The 19,299-nt window shown below is 61.6% G+C and carries 20 protein-coding genes; 6 read left to right on the top strand and 14 right to left on the bottom strand.

The genetic code is table 11. The annotated features are described in order from the left end of the window. Nucleotides 1–4: 4 nt before the first annotated feature. Nucleotides 5–1,291, bottom strand: coding sequence for a cytochrome P450 (locus tag VVT58_RS19370; RefSeq protein ID WP_327753888.1), 1,287 nt, complete (start codon nucleotides 1,289–1,291; stop codon nucleotides 5–7). 123 nt (nucleotides 1,292–1,414) lie between these two features. On the opposite strand from VVT58_RS19370, the gene VVT58_RS19365 reads away from it, so the two are divergent. Both VVT58_RS19365 and VVT58_RS19360 read left to right on the top strand, forming a co-directional pair. Beyond that, the gene (locus VVT58_RS19365) at nucleotides 1,415–2,104 is read left to right on the top strand and encodes a histidine phosphatase family protein (protein ID WP_327753887.1); all 690 of its coding nucleotides are present in this window, start codon (nucleotides 1,415–1,417) and stop codon (nucleotides 2,102–2,104) included. Between the two features lie 111 nt (nucleotides 2,105–2,215). After that, on the top strand, nucleotides 2,216–2,494 hold the full coding sequence (locus VVT58_RS19360) for a hypothetical protein (RefSeq protein WP_327753886.1): 279 nt from the start codon (nucleotides 2,216–2,218) through the stop codon (nucleotides 2,492–2,494). Nucleotides 2,495–2,536: 42 nt separating this feature from the next. On the opposite strand, the gene VVT58_RS19355 is transcribed toward VVT58_RS19360, so the two are convergent. The 5 genes from VVT58_RS19355 to VVT58_RS19335 form a co-directional block, all read right to left on the bottom strand. Then, a complete protein-coding gene (locus tag VVT58_RS19355; RefSeq protein ID WP_327753885.1) occupies nucleotides 2,537–3,298 on the bottom strand; it encodes a glucose 1-dehydrogenase in 762 nt (253 codons plus the stop codon). A 25-nt stretch (nucleotides 3,299–3,323) separates the two neighbouring features. Continuing rightward, nucleotides 3,324–4,739, bottom strand: a complete 1,416-nt coding sequence (locus VVT58_RS19350; RefSeq protein ID WP_327753884.1) for an aromatic ring-hydroxylating dioxygenase subunit alpha — start codon at nucleotides 4,737–4,739, stop codon at nucleotides 3,324–3,326. Between the two features lie 175 nt (nucleotides 4,740–4,914). Further along, nucleotides 4,915–5,985, bottom strand: coding sequence for a phosphotransferase (locus VVT58_RS19345; protein ID WP_327753883.1), 1,071 nt, complete (start codon nucleotides 5,983–5,985; stop codon nucleotides 4,915–4,917). Further along, nucleotides 5,982–7,073, bottom strand: coding sequence for an acyl-CoA dehydrogenase (locus VVT58_RS19340; RefSeq protein WP_327753882.1), 1,092 nt, complete (start codon nucleotides 7,071–7,073; stop codon nucleotides 5,982–5,984). Before VVT58_RS19340 ends, VVT58_RS19345 begins: the two co-directional genes overlap by 4 nt. 4 nt (nucleotides 7,074–7,077) lie before the next feature. After that, a complete protein-coding gene (locus tag VVT58_RS19335) occupies nucleotides 7,078–8,280 on the bottom strand; it encodes an acyl-CoA dehydrogenase family protein (protein ID WP_327753881.1) in 1,203 nt (400 codons plus the stop codon). A gap of 87 nt (nucleotides 8,281–8,367) precedes the next feature. On the opposite strand from VVT58_RS19335, the gene VVT58_RS19330 reads away from it, so the two are divergent. Further along, on the top strand, nucleotides 8,368–9,258 hold the full coding sequence (locus tag VVT58_RS19330) for an acyl-CoA thioesterase domain-containing protein (RefSeq protein ID WP_327753880.1): 891 nt from the start codon (nucleotides 8,368–8,370) through the stop codon (nucleotides 9,256–9,258). Nucleotides 9,259–9,273: 15 nt separating this feature from the next. On the opposite strand, the gene VVT58_RS19325 is transcribed toward VVT58_RS19330, so the two are convergent. The 5 genes from VVT58_RS19325 to VVT58_RS19305 form a co-directional block, all read right to left on the bottom strand. Next, entirely contained in the window at nucleotides 9,274–9,801 is a 528-nt protein-coding gene (locus VVT58_RS19325) for a nuclear transport factor 2 family protein (protein ID WP_327753879.1), read from the bottom strand. Between the two features lie 8 nt (nucleotides 9,802–9,809). Beyond that, nucleotides 9,810–11,243, bottom strand: a complete 1,434-nt coding sequence (locus tag VVT58_RS19320) for an FAD-dependent oxidoreductase (RefSeq protein ID WP_327753878.1) — start codon at nucleotides 11,241–11,243, stop codon at nucleotides 9,810–9,812. A gap of 28 nt (nucleotides 11,244–11,271) precedes the next feature. Then, complete coding sequence (locus VVT58_RS19315) at nucleotides 11,272–11,874, bottom strand: nuclear transport factor 2 family protein (RefSeq protein ID WP_327753877.1); 603 nt, start codon at nucleotides 11,872–11,874, stop codon at nucleotides 11,272–11,274. Nucleotides 11,875–11,973: 99 nt separating this feature from the next. Beyond that, complete coding sequence (locus tag VVT58_RS19310) at nucleotides 11,974–12,771, bottom strand: enoyl-CoA hydratase-related protein (protein ID WP_327753876.1); 798 nt, start codon at nucleotides 12,769–12,771, stop codon at nucleotides 11,974–11,976. 31 nt (nucleotides 12,772–12,802) lie between these two features. Then, complete coding sequence (locus VVT58_RS19305; protein ID WP_327753875.1) at nucleotides 12,803–14,035, bottom strand: cytochrome P450; 1,233 nt, start codon at nucleotides 14,033–14,035, stop codon at nucleotides 12,803–12,805. Nucleotides 14,036–14,132: 97 nt separating this feature from the next. Here VVT58_RS19305 and VVT58_RS19300 point away from each other — a divergent pair, with 97 nt between their 5' ends. Continuing rightward, nucleotides 14,133–14,576 (top strand): nuclear transport factor 2 family protein, encoded by a 444-nt coding sequence (locus VVT58_RS19300; protein ID WP_352000100.1) that lies wholly within the window; start codon nucleotides 14,133–14,135, stop codon nucleotides 14,574–14,576. Here VVT58_RS19300 and VVT58_RS19295 read toward each other — a convergent pair. Continuing rightward, nucleotides 14,548–15,789 carry an MFS transporter gene (locus tag VVT58_RS19295; RefSeq protein ID WP_327753873.1) on the bottom strand — a complete coding sequence of 414 codons (1,242 nt, stop codon included), beginning with the start codon at nucleotides 15,787–15,789 and terminating at the stop codon, nucleotides 14,548–14,550. The two genes, VVT58_RS19300 and VVT58_RS19295, sit on opposite strands and share 29 nt — an antisense overlap. A gap of 98 nt (nucleotides 15,790–15,887) precedes the next feature. Between VVT58_RS19295 and VVT58_RS19290 the strand changes: the two genes are divergently transcribed. Continuing rightward, on the top strand, nucleotides 15,888–16,427 hold the full coding sequence (locus VVT58_RS19290) for a VOC family protein (protein ID WP_327753872.1): 540 nt from the start codon (nucleotides 15,888–15,890) through the stop codon (nucleotides 16,425–16,427). A gap of 12 nt (nucleotides 16,428–16,439) precedes the next feature. On the opposite strand, the gene VVT58_RS19285 is transcribed toward VVT58_RS19290, so the two are convergent. Together VVT58_RS19285 and VVT58_RS19280 are read right to left on the bottom strand one after the other, a co-directional pair. Next, nucleotides 16,440–16,955: a MarR family transcriptional regulator gene (locus VVT58_RS19285; RefSeq protein ID WP_327753871.1), complete on the bottom strand. Its 516-nt coding sequence runs from the start codon at nucleotides 16,953–16,955 to the stop codon at nucleotides 16,440–16,442. 84 nt (nucleotides 16,956–17,039) lie between these two features. After that, nucleotides 17,040–17,834 carry an SDR family oxidoreductase gene (locus VVT58_RS19280; RefSeq protein ID WP_327753870.1) on the bottom strand — a complete coding sequence of 265 codons (795 nt, stop codon included), beginning with the start codon at nucleotides 17,832–17,834 and terminating at the stop codon, nucleotides 17,040–17,042. Nucleotides 17,835–18,022: 188 nt separating this feature from the next. On the opposite strand from VVT58_RS19280, the gene VVT58_RS19275 reads away from it, so the two are divergent. Further along, the gene (locus tag VVT58_RS19275) at nucleotides 18,023–19,279 is read left to right on the top strand and encodes a cytochrome P450 (protein WP_327753869.1); all 1,257 of its coding nucleotides are present in this window, start codon (nucleotides 18,023–18,025) and stop codon (nucleotides 19,277–19,279) included. Nucleotides 19,280–19,299: the final 20 nt, after the last annotated feature.

Here is a 19,299-nt window from a genome sequence, read left to right as displayed (position 1 = left end):
TCTGTTATGCAGGCTCGGTGGCTGTAGCGGGCTCACCAATGCGCGGACCGGGATCGAAATCCAGCTTGAGGCTGCCGATGCAGTGGAACAGCAGGCTGGGCAGATAATCGGTGTCGCTGCCCGCGCCGATGCGGATGTTGCGCAACCGCTCCAGCAGGCGCGGGAAAGCCATGCTCAGTTCTTTGCGCGCCAGCATCTGGCCCAGGCAGCGATGCATGCTGGGTGCGCCGAAGGCGATGTGCGTCCGGGCATTTTTTCGCCTGATGTCGAACCGGTCCGGCTCCTCAAAGCGTTGCGGATCGCGGTTGCCGCCATCATAACGCAGCAGCAGCGTGGCCCCGGCCGGGATCGCCACATCGCCCAGCATCGTGTCGTGCCGGGCGATCCGCCACATGGACGATGCGGGCGTTTCGTAGCGCAATATTTCCTCGACCGCGTTGTTGATGAGGCTCGGATCGTCGATGAGCGCCTGCATCTGGTCGGGGTGGCGCAGCAACTGCACCATGCCGCTCATCAGCGTGTTGCGGGTCGTCTCATTTCCCGCGACGCCGGTTTCGAAGGCGAGGGCAGCAGCCTCGTCGTCGGTCAGTGGGGACACGCCGTCCACACTCGCGCTCACAAGGTTGGAGATCAGGTCATCGCGCGGTTCCGCGCGGCGCGCCTTGACCGTGTCCTTCACATAGCGGCGGAATTCGACCATCAGCCGGGCCGCGTCCAGTTCCTGTTCCCGCGTGCCCATCCGGCCGACGACGGTGATGACGGCATCCGACCAGAGCTTGACCTTGTCATATTTATCGCGGGGAAGCCCCAATATATCGGCAATGATGTAAGTGGGCAGCAGGACGGCGAAGCGGTTGACGAAATCGACCGAGCCAGCCTCGACGAAATCGTCGATCAGTTCATCGATCAACGCGCCGATCCGGTCTTCCATATGCGCGACGCGCCCGGTGGCGAAGGCGGCGTTCACCAGTGCGCGATAGCGCTGATGCTCGGGATCGTCGGTGGTCAGCAACAGCGTCGCTTCCAGCGGTTCGGACGCGAGAATGGCCGCGACCTCCGGATCGGCGCCGCCGCCCGCCATCAGCAAATGGCCAAAGCGGTTGGAGAAGTCGGCCGTGCGCTTGGCCGCTTCCTCGATCAGGCGGATGTCGGTGACGACGTAAATTTCCCGGCCGACCGGATCGACGGTGCGGGCGACCGGCTCTTCGGCCCGCAACCGCGCCATCAGCGGAAAGGGATTGGCGAGATTGTCCCGCCCATAGAAGGGGTGCGCGCCCGCAACTTCCATCATTGTCTCTCCTGCGTTTCGCCGTTCGCCTCTGAGGACTCGGCGTACAGGGGGGCAGCTTAACCTTGACGATAGTCTGCTGCAATATAATATGTTTGCGTATTAAAAACAGGAAGGGCAGGAGCCATGACAGTGGAGAGCGATACCCATGGCCATCGGCAGGTGGCGAACGCGCAAAAGCGTTTTGCGCTCCCCCAGGGCGCGCGGCAGATCATATTGGTGCGTCACGGCTCCAGCGTCGGTCCCACGTTGGAAACGGTCGAGTTGGGGACGCTGACCATCACCAACCCGCCGCTGGCGGAGGATGGACATGCGCAGGCGGAAGCGGTCGGCCGGGCTTTGGCCGATACGGACATTGCGGCGATTTTCGTGACGCCTTTGCAGCGCACCCGGCAGACGGCCGATCCCCTGGTACAAGCGGTCGGCATAGCGCCCATAGTGGTCGATGACCTGCGCGAGGTGCATATGGGCGATTTCGAGCACAGCTTCTACGAACATGCAGCAGCGCGACATCCGATCATCGACCGGATGTTCGTGGAAGAGACATGGGAAGTGATCCCCAATGCCGAATCCGCGACCCATTTCGCGGACCGCGTCCAACGCGGCATCCGGCAGGTGCTGGACGCCTGTGGGGGCGGGGAGACGGCCGTCCTCTTCAGCCATGCCGGGACCATCGCGGAAATCTGCCGGCAGGCGACGGGCAGCCGCGCCTTTGCCTTCATGGGGGTGGAAAATGCGTCCCTGTCACGGCTGATCGTCCGGGCGGATGGAAGCTGGCAATTAAGGAGCTTCAACGAAGTTTCGCACCTCCCATAATGCAAGATCGATTTCTCCCCTGAGAGGGCTTGCGCTGCGCTGCGAAAAATGGTGTGTTAACATATCAAATTTGCAAGATGCTGACTCGGCATCGCTACAGGGAGATGTGGGATGAAAATATTGACGCTGGCACTTGGGCTTTTCGCACTGGCGGGAGCTACCGCCGGGCAGGCCGCAGCGCTCAATATTCCGCGCAATGCGAAGGTCGTTTCCGCGGATGGCCGGGAAATCGGCCTCGTCAACCGTGTCCTGACGAGTGGCGAGGATGTCACCGGCATCCGCGTCATCATCGGCAGCCGGTCCGTTACGGTCGGCGCCGACAAGCTGTCGCTGGACGGTGAGATCGTCAAGACGAGCCTGACCAAGAAAGAGGTCGAACGCCTGCCTTAAACCGCAGGCGGTGGGCGGAGCGGACGCTCCAGCCCACCACACCTATTCGGCCAGGCTTCCTCCATCCACGACCAGTGCGTGGGCGTTGACGAAACTCGACTTGCTTGAAGCGAGCCAGACAGCGGCTTCGGCCATCTCCTCCGGCAGCGCGATGCGGCCGAGAGGGGAGAGATTTTCAAGCGTTGCCTTCGCCTCCGGGCCTGCCTCCATCACCTGACGGACCATGGCGGTCATGGTGACGCCGGGACAGAGTGTATTCACGCGAATATTCTGCCGGGCATATTGCAGGGCGGCGGCCTTGGTCAGCCCGATCACGGCATGTTTGCTCGCAGTATAGGCGGGCTGCGTGACCGTGCGAGAGGATACGAAGCCCGCCAGTGAGGCGGTGTTCACGATCGTGCCGCCGCCGCCCGCGATCATCGCCGGGATTTCATGCCGCATGCACGCCATCACGCCGAACAGGTTCACATCGAAGGTTCGCCTGGCGACGGCGGCATCCCATTCGCCGTCGCCCGGCAGCGTGACGCCGGCATTGTTGAACGCGCAATCGATCCGCCCATAATGATCGACCGTGCCCTTCACGAAGGCGATCACATGCGCCTCATCGGTGACGTCGCCGTCAAGGCTGATCGCCTCGCCACCCTCGGCCCGGATCATCCCGGCCGTTTCCTCAGCCGCCGTGCGACGGACATCGGTTACGACCAGCCGCGCGCCGCGCCGGGCGAACAGCAGCGCACTGGCGCGCCCAATCCCATCCCCGGCGCCGGTCACCAGCACGGCTTTTCCGTCGAACCAGTTTTCCATTTCTGTCCTTTCGGCTCGCTGGAACTCAAGTCTTGGCGGTTTTGCCCTTGGCGATCTGTTCGTCCATCACCTTGTTCCAGTGCTGGATGATCATCTCCTGATAGGCGCTGAGGCGTGTATGGGGCTTTTCCGGGTCAGCGGAATGCGCACCCTTCTGGATCAGCGGCATGTTCGACATGTCCTGATCGAAAATATAGCCCAGGAACCCGAAGTCCGGACAATGGGCGAAGACGCTCTGATCGGCATCCAGTTCGATGGCTGGCGCGGCTGGCGGTAATGGTCCTTCGTCGGGGCCGGGCAAGAGCACGCGCACGTCGAAATAGCTCATTTCCGGGTCGCTCTCATGCGGCAGGAATTGATAGACGAAGGGGACCGCTTCGGACAGCCAGAAGCAGGCGTGCGGATAGACGAAATAGAGCGGGCTATCGAGCATCACCGCATCGGGCAGGTCGATGGCGCGGCCATAGACGCGCGATGCGACCTCCCGGTGCCAGGCGCCCAGTTGCGCGCGAATGTCGCCGCTTTCGTCCAGCACGGGGGGCTTTTCCTGCGGGTAGTGCCAGTCGCACATGCCCTGCGCGAACATCATGCCTGCTTTCAGCGCCGTATCCTCGTTGGGCGCGTGCATGCTGGGGATGGCCGAACAGGTCAGGTTGCGGCCGACATGGCCATGGTCGCCGCTCCATATCTCATATTGGCCCTGCGCATCGCCGGTGAAGGGGACGGCTTCCGGGTGGGTGGCGTAGAGGTGATAGGCTTCCTGAAACGCCTCCTGCGTGATTTTCCAGTTGGCGCGGACCAGCTTGCGGAAGCGCGCCGCCGTATAGCGTCGTTCGGGCGCGAATTCCCTGAAATGTTCCGGCACGACATGCAGAGCCTCGCTGAGCGGTGCTGCGTCCTTGTCGGCATTGACGAAGATGAAACCGCCCCAACGTTCCAGCCTGATTTCCGGCAAGGAACCGTTGTTTCGCGTAATTTCGGGGAAATCCCAATGGCTTGGGATCTTCTTCAGCCGACCATCCGCGTTCCATTCCCAGGCATGATAGGGGCAACGGATCGTTTCGGCCGATTCCTTCTTCGAACAAAGCAAGGTTCCGCGATGCAGGCAACTGTTGTGGAAGGCTTTGAAGTGATCTTCGCCGGAACGGATGATGAAATAGCTGTGGGAACCCACTTGCAGCGGCACGCGGTCGCCAATTTCGGGGATATCCTCTTCCCGGCAGGCGAGCAGCCAGTTCCTGGTCCACACATGATCAACTTCATCCTGCGCCCGCGCCGGATCGAAATAGCGTGCATGGTCGACATGGTGATTGTCCGGCTCGAAATTGCCATGGGCGGACAGAGCGGGATGATCGGGACGGTGCGCTTCGCGCTTCCACATTTCGGTGGCCAGCGGGCGCTCGGTCGAACCATAGCCTCTCACCTTGGTCGCACTTGCCATTCATCTTCTCCGAATCGTCCGTCGCTTCTGGTTGCGGGAATTTAATATGGTAGCATACTAATATTATCGCGGCGGTGGGACAATGAAAAACCGCTCAGGACAGGCTGTCCAAAGTATCGATGTCGTCCATGGCCGTCGCGATCCGCTGGATGAATTCCAGCGTGATGTCGCGGGGCTACATGTCCGGCACATCCCGCGCCGGCGTCAGCGTCATGGTCCACCAGGCGAGCGTCGTCAGCAATTGCTGGCGATAGTTGAGCCATGCCTCCTCGAACGGGACGCTCTCGCCGCCCGCCGCCGCGAAAGCGCGCAGATAAAAGGCGAGCAGATCCTTTTCCCAGGCCCGGCGCTGCTCGACGGTGAGGGCGGTCGTGATGGTGTAAACGACATCGCGCGACCAATGCCCCTTCGACGTCACCTGCCAGTCGCCAAGGCCCATGCGGCCTTCGCGGGTGATGTACCAGTTTTTCAGATGCACATCGCCGTGGATGATCGTCAGCGGCAGTGCGCCATGACGGGCGGATGCGCGCAGCGTGGCGGGCCATATCTCCGCTTCCCGCTTTGCCAGCCGCTTGGGCAGGACGGCGGCGGCGGCGCGGAAACCCGCCTCGCACATGCCCTTGAAATCATGGTCGCGGTCGAGCGCGGCAAAGCGGTCATCATAGCGGAACAGATGCCCCAGTTCCGCGTCCAGCTGGGGCGAGCGATAGAAATGGCCGTGCAGCGTTGCGAGCAGGGTTAGCTGATCCTCGACCTGCTCCTTCATCATCCGCATATGGTGATTGCAGAAGGTCGCGCTGTCGCCCAGATCCTTCAGCATCACGATCGAGGCGAAGGATTCAGCATCATAGGTTGCCAGATAGGCTTCCGGCGCCTCGATGGCGAGCTGGGGCCGGATCTGGTTATAGAAGCTCGTCTCGCTCATCAGCGCCGAGGTCGAGAGTAGGATGCGGTTGAGAAGATCCGCCGTCGCCTTGCAGAAAACGGAAGGCGGAAGGCCGAGCGCTTTCCCCGCATCATTATAGTCGATGAAAATGCGGCGGCGATTGGATGTGCCGCTATCCTCCGTGTCGAGCGTCACGCCGACCACCCTCGCATCGGGATGGTCGCGGCACAGGATGTGGCTCATCCATTCGGGCGTGATCGCCTCGTAGCGCCAGGGAATGTCGCCGGGCTGGATCGCAGGTGGGTCATTGCGCTGATCCTCCAGAAAGCGTGCCCTGATGCGTTCAATCCGGCTTGTCATGCCGCGCTGTCCACGGCTGCGGCAAAGCGGTCCAGGTGCAGATCGTCATCGCCGAACTGACGGGCGATGACGAACAGGCGCCGGTAATAATGGCTGATGTTGAGTTCTTCGGTCACGCCGATGCCGCCGTGGAGCTGGATCGCCTGCCCGCCGACGAACAGACCCGCTGTCGAGACCGTTGCCTTGACGGCTGAAATGGCGGCGGCGCGTGCAGCGGAATCGTTGCCGTTGATGGCGCCCAGCGCATGGTAGAGCAGGGACCGGACCATCTCCGTTTCGATCAGCATGTCGGCCATGCGATGCTGGAGCGCCTGGAAATTGCCGATGGCGGTGCCGAACTGCTTGCGGACCTTGAGATAATCGCGGGTGGCCCACAAGGCGGCGTCCATCAGCCCCAGGGCTTCGCCACAAAGCGCGACGATGCCGTGGTCAACGGCCTGATCCATGGCCGTTTCCGCGGCGGCGCCAACAGCCAGTTGGATGGCGGGCGCGGTGTTGAAATCAATGTCAGCGACGCGCCGGTTGTCGACCGTCCGATAGGCTTTTTGGGTGACGCCCGGTCCTTGCGCATCGACCAGATAGAGACCGATGCCCTGCGTTGACCGTGCCGACACGATCAGCCGGTCCGCGGTGGCGGCGCCTTCCACCAGTGTCTTGACGCCCGTAATGCTGAAAGCCCCGGAAGCCTCGCTTTCAACGATCCGCCAATCGCCGCGCCCCACCGCTTCCTGCAAGGCGGGAACGATCCGCTTTTCGCCCATCACCAGATCGGTCACGGTATCGCTTTGCACGGCTGCCAATAGCTGGGCTGCGATCACATGCGCGATGAACGGCTCCGTGACCAGGCCGCGCCCCAATTCTTCTGCGATCAGGGCGTTCTCCGTCGCGCCGCCGCCAAAGCCGCCCGCCTCTTCGGACAGGCCCGCGCCCAGCCAGCCCAGTTCGGCGAAGACTGCCCAATGGGCGGGATCGACGCCCACGGGTGAACGGATCAGGGCAAAGCGCCGTTCCCAGTCATATTCGCGCTCGACAAAGCGCCTGACGCTGTCGCGCAACGCTTCCTGTTCGGAGGAGTAATCGAAATCCATGATGTCAAAGCTCCAGAACGGTCTTGGCGATCAGCGTGCGCTGGATCTCGTTGGCGCCGCCGTAAATGGTCGTCGCGCGCCGAAACAGCGCCTTGGCCGTGATGCCGATGCCGTGATCGGGCGTGGGGAAGGTCAGACCGTCCTCGAACATGCGATCCTCGCCTTCCGGGTTGAGGCACAGGGCAACGCCCCGGTCGCCCAGCGCGTCCACCGCCAGATCGGCAATGCGCTGCCGCAGCTCCGATCCGCGCACCTTCACAAGCGAGGCGATGGCGCCGCCGCCATGATCGCCTGCGCTCAGGGCGCGGAGGACTGCGGTTTCAAGCGCCATGGTGTCGATCTCGATCCGGGCGAGCCGGGCGCGAAAAGGCGGGTCTTCAATCAGCGGGCGGCCATTTTTCCGCTCGATCCGGGCGATGTAGCGGAGTTGGGCGATATCGCGTTTCGTATGCGGCACTTCGGCGCTGTTCGTCCGTTCATTGGCGAGCAGGAATTTGGCATAGGACCATCCGGCGCCTTCCTCGCCCACCAGATTGGCGGCGGGAACCCGTACCTCGTCGAAGAAGAATTCGTTGACGGTCAGCCCTTCCTCGATCGTCCAGATCGGGCGGCGGGTGATGCCGGGAGACTTCAGGTCTACCAGGATGGCGGAAAGGCCCGCCTGCGGCTTCACATCGGCGTCGGTGCGGGCCAGCAAAAACATCATGTCGGCATGATGTCCCTCGGTCGTCCAGGTCTTCTGGCCAGTGACGATATAGTCATCGCCGTCGCGAACGGCGCGCGTGCGTAGCGATGACAGGTCGGACCCGGCGCCCGGTTCGGAAAAACCCTGCGACCAATAGGTTTCGCCGGTACGGATGCCGGGCAGCCAGGTCTGGCGCTGTTCTTCCGATCCGAAGGTGTAGAGGACGGGGGCGACCAGTTCGGTGCCGATGCGATCGATCGTCGGCGCATGGGCCAGCCGCATTTCCTCCTCGAAAATGAAGCGTTGCAGGCCGTTCCAGCCGGTGCCGCCATAGGCGACGGGCCAATGGGGAACCGACCATCCCTTGTCCGCCAATATGCGCGTCCATTGCAGCTGATCGTCGCGGCGGGGATGATAGTCGTAACGGCCGCGCCGCTTCAGCTCATCGGGCAGGCTGGCCTGCGCGAACGCCCGGATTTCCTGACGGAATGCCTCATCCTGCGCGCTATATGCTGGGTCCATCTCGTCTCTCGATACAATATTTTCTAGTTCGCTAGCATATCATAATGATATTTTCTATAGGAGAAGCGAACAGGAAGGGACAGAAGGATGCGCAGCTTCGACGAGGGGATGCTGGACCAGAAATGGACGAAGGATATCGTCACCCTGCTGGAGATGGACGAAATCGCGCCCGACCTGTTCCGCAATCGCGATAATCAGCCCAATGCCTATCGCGCCCTGTTCGGCGGGCAGATCGTGGCGCAGGCATTGCGGGCGGCCGATCGCACTGCGGAGGGGCGCATCGTCCATTCGCTTCACTGCTATTTCCTGCGCGCTGGTGTCGCCAGCAGTTCCATCGACTATGCGGTGGAGCGGACGCGGGACGGAGGCCGTTTTTCCACGCGCCGGGTCGTCGCCCGGCAGGCGGGGCAGGTCATCTTCACGATGGAATGTTCCTATCGCACAGCCATTGCCGGGTTCAGCCATTATCGGCCGATGTCCGTGCCGTTCGAACCGGAAAAGGGACTGGATGAGCGGGCCTTCGATCAATTGCTCGGGGCCGCCAATCAACGCTATGCCGCGCTGTTCAAGGGGCGATACCCGATCGAGGTGCGTTTGCCGGGGCGATCGGGCTATCTCGACCCGGTGGCGGAAGCGAAACGGCATTATTGGCTGCGCGCGCCCGGTGCGGAGCGTGTCGATGATCCGGCGATACATCGGCAGATTTTCGCCTTTCTATCCGACTTCATGTTCGCCGGTGCGCCGCTTTCCCGGCATACGGTCGCCTTGCCGGGGCCGCATCTGTTCGTCGCCAGCCTTGACCATTGCATCTGGTTCCATCGCGACATGCGGTGCGACGACTGGCTGTTGTTCGAGACCGAAGGCTCCAATGCGGAGAATGGGGTCAATATGGCGCGGGGGCTGGTCTATAACCGGGCAGGGGAACTGGTCGCCTCTCTCGCGCAAGAAGCGTTGCAATATTCGGTTGAAGAAGCGTGATGTCCTAGACGCGCGTCATTGTCCGCGCCTCATCAGCGGCAAGGCGTCATAGGATCGATCATCGGCGGCGCTGCCCATGACGCCGAGCGCCGCAAGCTGCGCCATGTCCTCCGGCGCGGCGGGGAGGGTGATGAAGCTGTCCCAGACCAGACGGCGATGCGTGATTTTCCAATTGCCCTCGCGCTTTTCATAATTGTCCAGATAGCGCCCCGACACGATGCTGTGGCTGCTGCCGGGCGCGTCCGTCCGGTGATAGGCGATGAAATAAAGCTCCCCGTCCGCTTTGTCGCCGTCGATCCGATAGGATTGGTTGCAGAGATAATGGGCGGTGATGGCAAAGGGCGCCATGATCTCCGGCTGCTGGGCGATGAACAGCGCGGCGCTGTCGCAAAAGACCACGCCATGATCGTCGATCGCATCGTCATGATAGACGGAACGGAGCAGATCCTGATCGCGCCGGTCGATGGCGCGGGCATAGCGGGTGGCGAGATCGCGCAGCGCCTCTTTTGCGATCAGTGCGTCGAGGGCGGCGTCATCCGGCATGGCCGCGATCAGGCCGGAACCGGGGCGGCCAGGGCGTGGTGCGCCGCGACCGTGCCGGCCCGGCGGCCGAAGACGACGCCGCTGCCGATGCTGGTTCCGCCACCAGCATAGCGCTTGCCATGGAAACAGCCGAGCACTTCGCCAGCGGCATAGAGCCCCTCGATCACCTTGCTCCGCGTGTCGCGCACTTCGCAATCGGCGGTGATGTCCAGCCCGGCGGCGGTGAAGCCGATGATCGCGGCGCGGACCTCCACCGCATAGAAGGGTGCGGTCTTGATCGGGGTCAGCTTGTGGCCGTTGCCGTCCTTGCGGAACTGGCGATCCTCGCCATGGACCTCGACATCCTCATTATAGCGGCGGACGGTTTCTTCCACCGCTTCCGGGTCGAGACCTGCCATGCGGGCCACTTCCGCGATGCTGTCGGCCCGATGGGCGACGCCCTTCTCCACCTCTCGGGTGATGGTGATTTCTTCCCAGCTCGAAATGGCCAGACCGCTATTATAGGGATCGGCGTAGGACAGATCGTCGCCATTTTCCACCATGGTGGGATGGTCGAAAATCGCCCAGCATCTCTTGTCCGGCTGCTCGCTGATGAGATAGCCGCACACGGCATAGCTCTCCCACTCCGCCATGAAGCGTTTGCCATGCTTGTTCACGGCGATCAGCCAGGGCGGCAGGAAGGCTTCGACATAGCGGCTGTCGAAACAGGGGCTGGGGTTCAGCAGGCCGGTGTCATAGCCGGTGATCTCCGCGCCGACCGATTGGCCGAGCGTGATGCCGTCGCCCAGGATGAAGGGTGCATCGCGATGCACCGCCCAGGTTCGATCGCCATGATAGGCGGCGGTCGGATAATATTTGGCGAGCATCTCCGGGCTGTTGCCGAAGCCGCCGGTCGCGATGATGACACTCGGCGCGCGCAGGTCGGTGCCATCGGCGGTGATGCCGACGACCTTGCCCTGCTCGACGAGGAGCCCGTCCACCCGCGTTCCAAGCGCCGTTTCCACGCCCAGCGCACCGGCGCGGTTGATCAGCGCATCGGCGATGCCGAGGCCGAAGGTCTTGGACGTATGCCCGCGCTGGACGTCGGTCACATCCGAATGGACGAGCATATTGGCCGGAAACTCGACGCCCTTTTCCTTCAGCCATTCCAGCATCGGTCCGCATTCATCGGCATAAGTGCGGATCAGGTCGGGCCGGACCGCATGCTGATTCAGCGTCATGATATAGTCGTAGACGGCGTCGGCGCTGTCCTCGATCCCCTTTTCCTTCTGGGTGCTGCTGTTGCAGGCATAGACGACGCCGGTGGAATTGCGCGTGGCGCCGCCCAGATGATCGTCGGCCTCCAACACCATGACACTGGCGCCGGCCAGCCGCGCTTCGATCGCCGCGGACATGCCTGCGGCACCCGATCCGATCACGATGACGTCATAATCAGTGGACATGGATTTTTGCTCCGTTGAAACGGTTCGATCAGGCCGGAACCGGGATGCGGTTCAGATAGACCGGATCCTGCCGGTCGCGCCTGCCCGGCAGATTATAGTGGGCGACATGACCCTGATCGGTGATCCGTGTGCTGGGACGAATGTCGTTCCATTCGTTGGTGATCTTGCGGCGCAGGATTTTCCACTGGCCGTTCCGGCGCTCGAAGAGGTCAATGTAGCGGCCGCCGCAATAATAATCATGGCACTGGTCGATCGTGCCGTCGGCTCTGGCGCGGGCGGCATAGTCGGAACCGAAAAAGCCGGTCACGGCTTCCTCGCCGCCCGGCGCGCGCTGATAGGCCCAATAATAGGACTCGGAGGTCGCGAAATCGCCGTCCACGTCGATGGTACAATGGGTGACGGTGTGCATGCCGTCCAATATCCCCTCGCGTAGGGCGGGGATGATGGTTTCGGCAAATTCCATCGCATTGCCCGAGAAGGAACCGTGATCGTCCGTTCCGTCGGGATGATAGATGGTGCGCAGCAATTCGATGTCGCAGCGATCGATCGCGCGGCAATAGAGTTTGAGGACATGCTCGATTTCCTGCCGGTCGAGGGCCAGGCGCAGACGGGCTTCCAGAGTGTCGTCCATTGTGGTCCTCTCCGACCGACTCGATGATTATTATGGCTTATGGTATGTAAGAATACTATATTGGCCGGAGAGGCGGGGCAAGTCAACGCATCGAAGCGCTTATTTGCCCGTAAATTGCGGTCGGCGCTTTTCCTGCACGGCATGAACGGCTTCACCGAAATCGGCGGTGTAGGTGGTCAGGCCTTCATAGGCCACGCCCGCCTCGAACACCGAACTGAACAACTGTCGCAGGGCGATGTTCGTCACCGATTTGGTGTAGCGGATGGCGGATTGCGCGCCGCGGGCCAGCTTCGCGGCATATTGGGCGACGAAGCCGTCCAGTTCCTCGGCGGCGACCGCGAAGCTGATGAGATTGCACCGCTCGGCATCGACGGCATTAATGGCGTCGCCGGTCAGCAGATAATGTTTGGCCTTGGCAAAACCGATGAGCTGCGGCCAGATCATCGCGCCGCCGTCGCCCGCGACCAGCCCCAGCTTAACATGCGGATCGGCAAAGCGCGCCTCGTTTGCGGCGATCACCACGTCGCACAGCAGCGCGACCGAAGCGCCAAAACCCATGGCGTCGCCATTCACTTTGGCGATGACGGGCTTGGGGCAGTCGAGCAGGCCCATGACGATGCGGCGCATGGTCTTGGCTTCGTGCACGAAGGGGATGCGGTCACCCTTCACCTGTTTGTCCAGCCATTCAAAGTCGCCGCCTGCCGAAAAGGCGCGGCCAGCGCCCGTCAGGATGATGATGTCGCTTTCGCGATCATCGGCCGCGTCGAAGAAGACGCGCGCCATTTCGTCATGCAGTTCATGATTGACCGCGTTCAACAGTTCGGGCCGGTTCATGATGATGGTCAGCACCCGGCCGTCGCGGGAAAAGTCGAGCAATTTATAATGATCGAAGTTCATGATGGCTTTCCCACAACGATAGGCTGGCAGCTTAATACTCTACGTGAAGATGATCGAGTGCGTGAATCGCAAAATGCGGAATGAATTGCGGCTCGGGATGATCGGACGACAGGCGCAGGGTGGGGAGCCGTTCCAATATGCGGCGGATGGCGATCCGCATTTCGCCGCGTGCCAACTGGTTGCCGATGCAGAAGTGAATGCCGCGCCCGAATGCGAGGTGATTGCGGACACCCTGGCGCCCGAGCTGGACCTCTTGCGGGCAGCTCCATTGAGCGGGATCGCGATTGCCTGCGAGATAGCTCAGCATCAACACTGCGCCCTTGGGGACGTCGACATCTCCAATCCGGCTATCCTGGGTCGCGAGGCGCCACATATGCGGCACGGGCGAATGGGAACGCAGCACTTCCTCCACGAAACCAGGGATGCGACTATGATCTTCCTCTATGGCGCTGCGCAGTTCGGGCTTGGTCAGCAGCAGCCAAAGGGCGGTGACGATGCCCGTGGTCGTGGTTTCATTGCCCGCGACCAGAAGCTGGTGCGCTACCGCGATCAGGGCGGGATCGCTCAGCTTCTCGCCATCGATTTCGGCATGGACCAGACGGCTGAGCAGATTGTCGGTCGGCTCGGCGCGGTAACGAAGCGCCCGCTCATGGAGATAATTTTGCATGTCGATCAGATGATCGGTGATCTCCAGTTCGCGCTTAGGGTCGAGCAGTGGATTGTTGCGCTCGACTGTAACGTCCGACCAGAGCTTGAAGCGGGCATAGTCGGCGCGATCGACGCCCAACTGGTCGGCGATGATGTACATCGGCACTTTGATGGCGAATTCGGGCAGCAGATTGGCTCTGCCATTGGGCAGTATGCCGTCGATCAGTTCGTCGACCAGCGCCTCGATATAGGGTTCCAGCGATTTGACATAGCTGGGGGTGAAGGCCTTTTCGACCAAGGCCCGGTAGGATGTGTGCTCCGGCGGGTCATTGGTGACTAGCGTATGCATTTCCGGGAAACCGCGCTCGGCAAAGCGTCGCGCGACTTCTTCGGCGACCGGCGAATCATGGCGGCCGACGACCACCGTGGTCTTGTTGGAATAGATTTCCGGATGTGCCGAAACATGGCCGATATCTTCATAACGCGTGACGACATACATGCCCGTCAGCGGATCCTTGTAGACGGGCGCTTCGGCGAGCAGGCGATCCAGGAAGGGGAAAGGACAGACCTGCACCTCCGCCGATGCGAGGCTACCCAACTCTTGCTGCTTCGTCATTGCCAGTCTCACGATAATATGATGTGTTGATGAAGGATGCAGGCATATCGCAAGCTAGCATACTATGCAATCCGGGAGGATGAAGATGAAAGACCCCGTGGCAATCTTGCTGGCGATTGAGGACATCAAGCGGCTGAAGGCACGCTATTTCCGGTTCATGGATACCGGCGACTGGGAGGGTTTCGCCAGTCTTTTCACGCAGGATGCGGTTTTCGACGTCCGAGGCGCGCTGGAGGAAAATCCGGACCTGTCCACATTGGGCGACCCGATCCGGGGCAGGGCGGCGATCGTCGATTATGTCCGCAGCGGCATTTCGGTCCTAACCAGCGCCCATTATGGCCATATGCCCGAGATCGAGATCATTTCGGAGGATAGTGCGACGGGCATCTGGGCGCTTGACGACATATTGCGTCCGCCGACGGGCGGCCCCTTCACTCTGTTCCGGGGCCACGGCCATTATCATGAACGCTACAGCCGGATCGACGGTCGATGGCATATTGCGGACCTGCGGATCACACGGTTGATGGTCGAGTTGAGCTGACAAGGTCGCGGGGCTGTTTCGGACGGTAAAGCAGGAAGGTCAGGCCGACGGCGACGAAGGTCGCGACATGCATCAATATGGTCGGCGTGTAATTGCCGAAACGGTCGAACATCGCGCCCGCCAACGGCCCGGCGGCGAACAGGAACGGAATCTTGAACAGATAACATAGCCCCATGCCCAGGCCGATATTGGCCTGGCCCAGCCATTCGCCCATGGTCACGCCGAACAAGGTGATGATGCCGTTGCTGAACAGCCCGATCGTGAAGGCCAGCACCAGCAGAAGGGGCAGGTTCGCACCTGCCACGATCAGGCCGAGCCATGGCGCTATCTGGATCAGGGACAGAAGGGCAAAGCTGGTGCCGCCACCGATCCGGTCCGAAAGCCAGCCGAAAAGGGGCGCGCCGACTAGCCCCGCAAGCCCGAAAACCGACAGGAGCAGCGAGGCCGAACCCAGCGGGACGCCGCGATCGGAGGCCAGCGCCACCAGATGCGTGACCATAGCGAGTCCCGCGGCGCTGAGCAGACCGACGCCGAGCGTGAGGATCAGGAAGCGCGGCAACCGGACGATCTGCGCCGCGGACAGGGCGGGCTCCGCCGCGACTCTGTCTTGCGCGATGCCACCCGCGGGCTGCTGGCCGATCTGTGCGGGGCGGTCGACAAGAAACCAGGCCAGCGGCAGCAGAGCGGCAAGCACGATGCCATTGCCCCACAGCGCGCCCTTCAACCCGAAGCCGATCAGCAACCCGGCGCTCATCAGCGGCAGCAGGGCGTTGCCCAGCGGTATGTTGATGATGCCTATCGCCCTGCCGCGTCCGACGACGAACCAGTTGGAGATGATCGCCGTGCATGGCACGACGCCGGCCAGCGCGAGGCCCGGCCCCACCATCAGCGCAAAGATGGCAAGGAACAGCCGGATGTCATGCACCTGGCTGAGCAGGAAATAGCCGCTCGCATTGAGCGTGAGGCCGATCATGATCAACGTTCGGATGGACATTCTGCGGAGCAGGCCGCCGACCAGAGGGCCGATCAGGCCGAGCGTGAGCGTGGACATGCTGATGCCCATGGCGGCGAGTGCCCGGCTGGTTCCGAATTCATGCTGGATCGTTTCGACCATGGCACCATAAGCGGAGAAATTGACGCCCAGCGTGCAATTCATGATCAGGAAGCATATTGCCACCATGCGCCAGCCGGCAAATGGCGTGGTTGTTGCCATGTCGATCCTCTCTGCTGCCTATGTTGCGGTGCCGGTTGACGGCCATCCTTTCATGATAGTATGCATACATATGATAGTCTGTGCAACAATAGGAGAGAATGTTGAGCGCTTTGCTGGAACAAAGGCCTGTCCGCCAGATCGCCTATTTCGTTCCCGACATCGTTGCGGCCGCCAAGGCGCACATGGCCGCCTTCGGTTCCGGCCCCTTTTACATTGCCGACCATATTCCGCTCACGCTCAGCCTGCATCGCGGGCAGCCGGCCGAGCTGGACCACAGCTCCGCCTATGGCCAATGGGGCGAGGTGATGGTGGAATTCGTCCAACAGAATAACGATGGCCCGTCGGTGTTCCGGGATCTCTATCCGGAAGGCAGGCAGGGCATGCACCATGTCGCCCTGATCGTGGACGATATCAAGGCCGCCGTGCAGCGCTTCGAGGAAGCAGGGCATGAGATGGCGCTCTACGCCGAAGTCGCGCCGGGGGTCGGCTTTGCCATGATGGATTGCGTCGACACGCTGGGTCATTTCGTGGAGCTGTACGAGCCCACGCCCCCGCTATTGGCGGTCTATGACATCGTCCGTTCTTCAGCCAGGGATTTCGACGGCGCCGATCCGATACGCCATTTCACGGTGACCTGAGGCCCGCTCCCGTCAGTCTTCGACGGCTTGCGGGAAGGCATTGACGAGCATTTCATTCGCGTGCCGCAACAATTCGGTCAGTTGGGCGACCCGCTCCTTGCCGAGCCGGTCTTCCAGCATGTCAGCCTGCTCGATCGTGGCCAGCCGCAATGGTTCGCGCAGCGCCCGGCCTTTTTCCGTCAAATGGACCATGACGACGCGCCGGTCCGACTTGATCCGTCGGCGCTCCACAACGCCTGCGCGCTCCAGCCGTGCAAGCGTCTGTCCGACCGTCGCCTTGCCGATGTCGAGACGGCGGGCGAGATCGACCTGGGACAGCGGTTCGTTGAACCAGAGTTCGCCCAGCACATAGGCCTGAGCCGGGGCTATGCCGGTGCCGCTGATCCGCGCCATATAGTCATTCTGGGCGAGGCGAGCGAACAATTGAGCCTGATAGGCAAGGCTTTCCTTGAACAGAGGAAAAGGCGCTTCCTCTTCGGTCGTCGATGAGATGGTCTCCGCACGAAGATCCGATTTTGAAACGCCCACTGATCAAGCCCCATCTGTTACATGCATTCAATTACGCAAAAAGAGTAGCGGTTGCCCCCGCCAAATACCAGCCCTCAGCCGCCTTCAACTCCGCAAATGGGCCGTGGCCTTTGCCGCTATTTCGCCCAGTTCGGAAAGGCTGGGGTTGCGGCGCAGGGTCAGGCCGCCATTCACCTGCAAATTCTGACCGGTCATGAAGCACTCATCCGACGCCAGCCAGACGACCGCGGCGGCGATATCCTCCTTCGTCCCGACCCGGCCGAGGGGATATTCGCGTTCGAAGGCGTGCAGCAGTTCGGGTATCTCGAAGGTGCTGCCCGCCATCGGGGTTTCCGTCAGGCCGGGTGAAATGGAATTGGCGCGGATTCCCTGCGCACCATATTCATTGGCGACGGTCCGGATGACATGATCGATGCCCGCCTTACTGCCCATATAGGCGGCATGCTGGTCGAGCATGATCGTGGCGGTTGCGGAAGAAATCTGGATGATCGAACCGCCGTTCTTCATCGCGCGCAGCATCGCCTGGATGAAGAAGAACGGCCCCTTGAACTGGATGCCGAGCATCCGGTCGAGATCGGCCTCGGTAGTGTCATGGGTCGGCTTGAGCAGGCCCCACCCGGTGGCGTTGACGCCGATGTCGAGTTTTCCGAAGCGTGCAACGGCGAGATCGGCGGCGGCATCCACATCCGCCTTGGATGTGATGTCAGCGAGCGCATAGGCGCCGCCAAGCTCCTCCGCCAATTGCTTCAGCACCTCTTCATGGCGCCCGGCGACGACGACCTTGCATCCTTCCGCCGCCAGGCGGCGGGCGATCACCTGCGCCATATTGTCCTTGCCGGCGGCGCCCAGGACCAATGCAACCTTGTCTTTCAGCCTCATCGTCGCTTCCTCTCCGCCATGGATGTGATTCTCATATATATCGTATGCTACCATCCTAATAAGCGGAATGCGACCGGAACAGTCAAGGTGCGAATGCCTCTTTTGCATCGGCGGAGAGGGCTTGCCCTATATCGTAATTAAGCATATCATATCATAGCATTCTAATAACGATTCATTGGGAGAGCCGCATGCGGATGGATGACATCAGCCGTTTCAATCCGTTCGATCCTGAACATCTTTCCGCTCCGGCGGAAGGCTATGCGCTGATGCGGCGGGACGCGCCGCTCTTCCGCCTCGACCTTCCCAGCCCGGCGCCCGTCTTCATCGCCACGCGCAAGGCCGATATCGAAGCGATTGCGCGCGATACCGAAACATTTTCCAGCAATCCGGTCCCATCCGTGTGGCGCTGGGGCGAATTCGATCCCGAGATTGCCGAGATTTTCGCGGAGTCGGGCTATAAGGTCGTGCAAACCTTGCAGGCGTCCGATCCGCCCCAGTCGCTCGTCTATCGCAAGATTGCGGAACAGGCGCTCAACCGCAAGAAGGTGACGGATCTGGCGCCGGAGATCGACCGGATCATCGACCGGCTGATGGCGGCCATCCCCGATAACGAGCCGGTCAATTTCGTCGATGCCTTTTCCGTGCCGCTGCCGCTGGAAGTGATCTGCCTGATCCTGGGAATGCCGTACAAGGATGCCGCGTTCCTCAAATATTATTCGGACGAATTCACCCATCTGGTGGATCCGGTCCATCCGCTGCCCCGCGCGATCGAGGCGACGCGGACCATCGTCAAGGGCTATCGCTATTTCGCCGAAATGATCGAGCGGCTGCAACGCATGCCCGAAGACAATCTGACCAGCGCCATCGCCAATGCGGAAGTGGATGGAAAGCCGCTGACCATGGAGGAACGGCTCTCCATGGTCCATGTCCTCATCATCGCGGGCAATGAAACCACGCGCAATGCACTGTCGTCGGCCATGTTCGTGCTGGCGACCCGGCCCGACATCTGGGCGACGATTCAGACGGAGCCGGACAGGATAGCCGATTTCGTCGAGGAAGTGCTGCGCATCCACGCTCCCGCCGTGACGACGCCGCGCACGGTGATGAAGGACACGGTTCTTCATGGCGTCGAATTGCCGAAAGGATCGACCATCTTCCTGATGTGGGCGTCGGGCGGGCAGGACGAAAGCACATTCGATGCGCCGATGACCTTTGACATGGATCGCAAGAACAAGCGGGCGCACATCACCTTCGGCATGGGCGTGCATCATTGCATTGGCAGCTTCCTGGCGCGTGCCGAACTGATCGCTGCGATCAAGCGGTGGACGGAGGAATTTGAGGGCGTGTCGTTGGCCGTTCCGGCGGATCAGGTGCGGTATGATCCGATTTTCGGCTTCCATGCGCTCAGCAATCTTCCGGTGAAAATCACCCGCAAGCAACGATAAGCCGAACCGGCCAGGGAAAC

The organism is Sphingobium sp. SJ10-10 (assembly GCF_036038995.2).
Taxonomy (GTDB): domain Bacteria; phylum Pseudomonadota; class Alphaproteobacteria; order Sphingomonadales; family Sphingomonadaceae; genus Sphingobium.
Note: the sequence above shows the minus strand (reverse complement) of the source record. Positions and strands in the feature narration are given on the sequence as shown.

Coding starts and splice junctions, on each gene's coding strand:
- VVT58_RS19370 (WP_327753888.1), bottom strand. CDS start 1,291: ATGATGGAAGTTGCGGGCGCGCACCCCTTCTATGGGCGGGACAATCTC.
- VVT58_RS19365 (WP_327753887.1), top strand. CDS start 1,415: ATGACAGTGGAGAGCGATACCCATGGCCATCGGCAGGTGGCGAACGCG.
- VVT58_RS19360 (WP_327753886.1), top strand. CDS start 2,216: ATGAAAATATTGACGCTGGCACTTGGGCTTTTCGCACTGGCGGGAGCT.
- VVT58_RS19355 (WP_327753885.1), bottom strand. CDS start 3,298: ATGGAAAACTGGTTCGACGGAAAAGCCGTGCTGGTGACCGGCGCCGGG.
- VVT58_RS19350 (WP_327753884.1), bottom strand. CDS start 4,739: ATGGCAAGTGCGACCAAGGTGAGAGGCTATGGTTCGACCGAGCGCCCG.
- VVT58_RS19345 (WP_327753883.1), bottom strand. CDS start 5,985: ATGACAAGCCGGATTGAACGCATCAGGGCACGCTTTCTGGAGGATCAG.
- VVT58_RS19340 (WP_327753882.1), bottom strand. CDS start 7,073: ATGGATTTCGATTACTCCTCCGAACAGGAAGCGTTGCGCGACAGCGTC.
- VVT58_RS19335 (WP_327753881.1), bottom strand. CDS start 8,280: ATGGACCCAGCATATAGCGCGCAGGATGAGGCATTCCGTCAGGAAATC.
- VVT58_RS19330 (WP_327753880.1), top strand. CDS start 8,368: ATGCGCAGCTTCGACGAGGGGATGCTGGACCAGAAATGGACGAAGGAT.
- VVT58_RS19325 (WP_327753879.1), bottom strand. CDS start 9,801: ATGCCGGATGACGCCGCCCTCGACGCACTGATCGCAAAAGAGGCGCTG.
- VVT58_RS19320 (WP_327753878.1), bottom strand. CDS start 11,243: ATGTCCACTGATTATGACGTCATCGTGATCGGATCGGGTGCCGCAGGC.
- VVT58_RS19315 (WP_327753877.1), bottom strand. CDS start 11,874: ATGGACGACACTCTGGAAGCCCGTCTGCGCCTGGCCCTCGACCGGCAG.
- VVT58_RS19310 (WP_327753876.1), bottom strand. CDS start 12,771: ATGAACTTCGATCATTATAAATTGCTCGACTTTTCCCGCGACGGCCGG.
- VVT58_RS19305 (WP_327753875.1), bottom strand. CDS start 14,035: ATGACGAAGCAGCAAGAGTTGGGTAGCCTCGCATCGGCGGAGGTGCAG.
- VVT58_RS19295 (WP_327753873.1), bottom strand. CDS start 15,789: ATGGCAACAACCACGCCATTTGCCGGCTGGCGCATGGTGGCAATATGC.
- VVT58_RS19290 (WP_327753872.1), top strand. CDS start 15,888: ATGTTGAGCGCTTTGCTGGAACAAAGGCCTGTCCGCCAGATCGCCTAT.
- VVT58_RS19280 (WP_327753870.1), bottom strand. CDS start 17,834: ATGAGGCTGAAAGACAAGGTTGCATTGGTCCTGGGCGCCGCCGGCAAG.
- VVT58_RS19275 (WP_327753869.1), top strand. CDS start 18,023: ATGCGGATGGATGACATCAGCCGTTTCAATCCGTTCGATCCTGAACAT.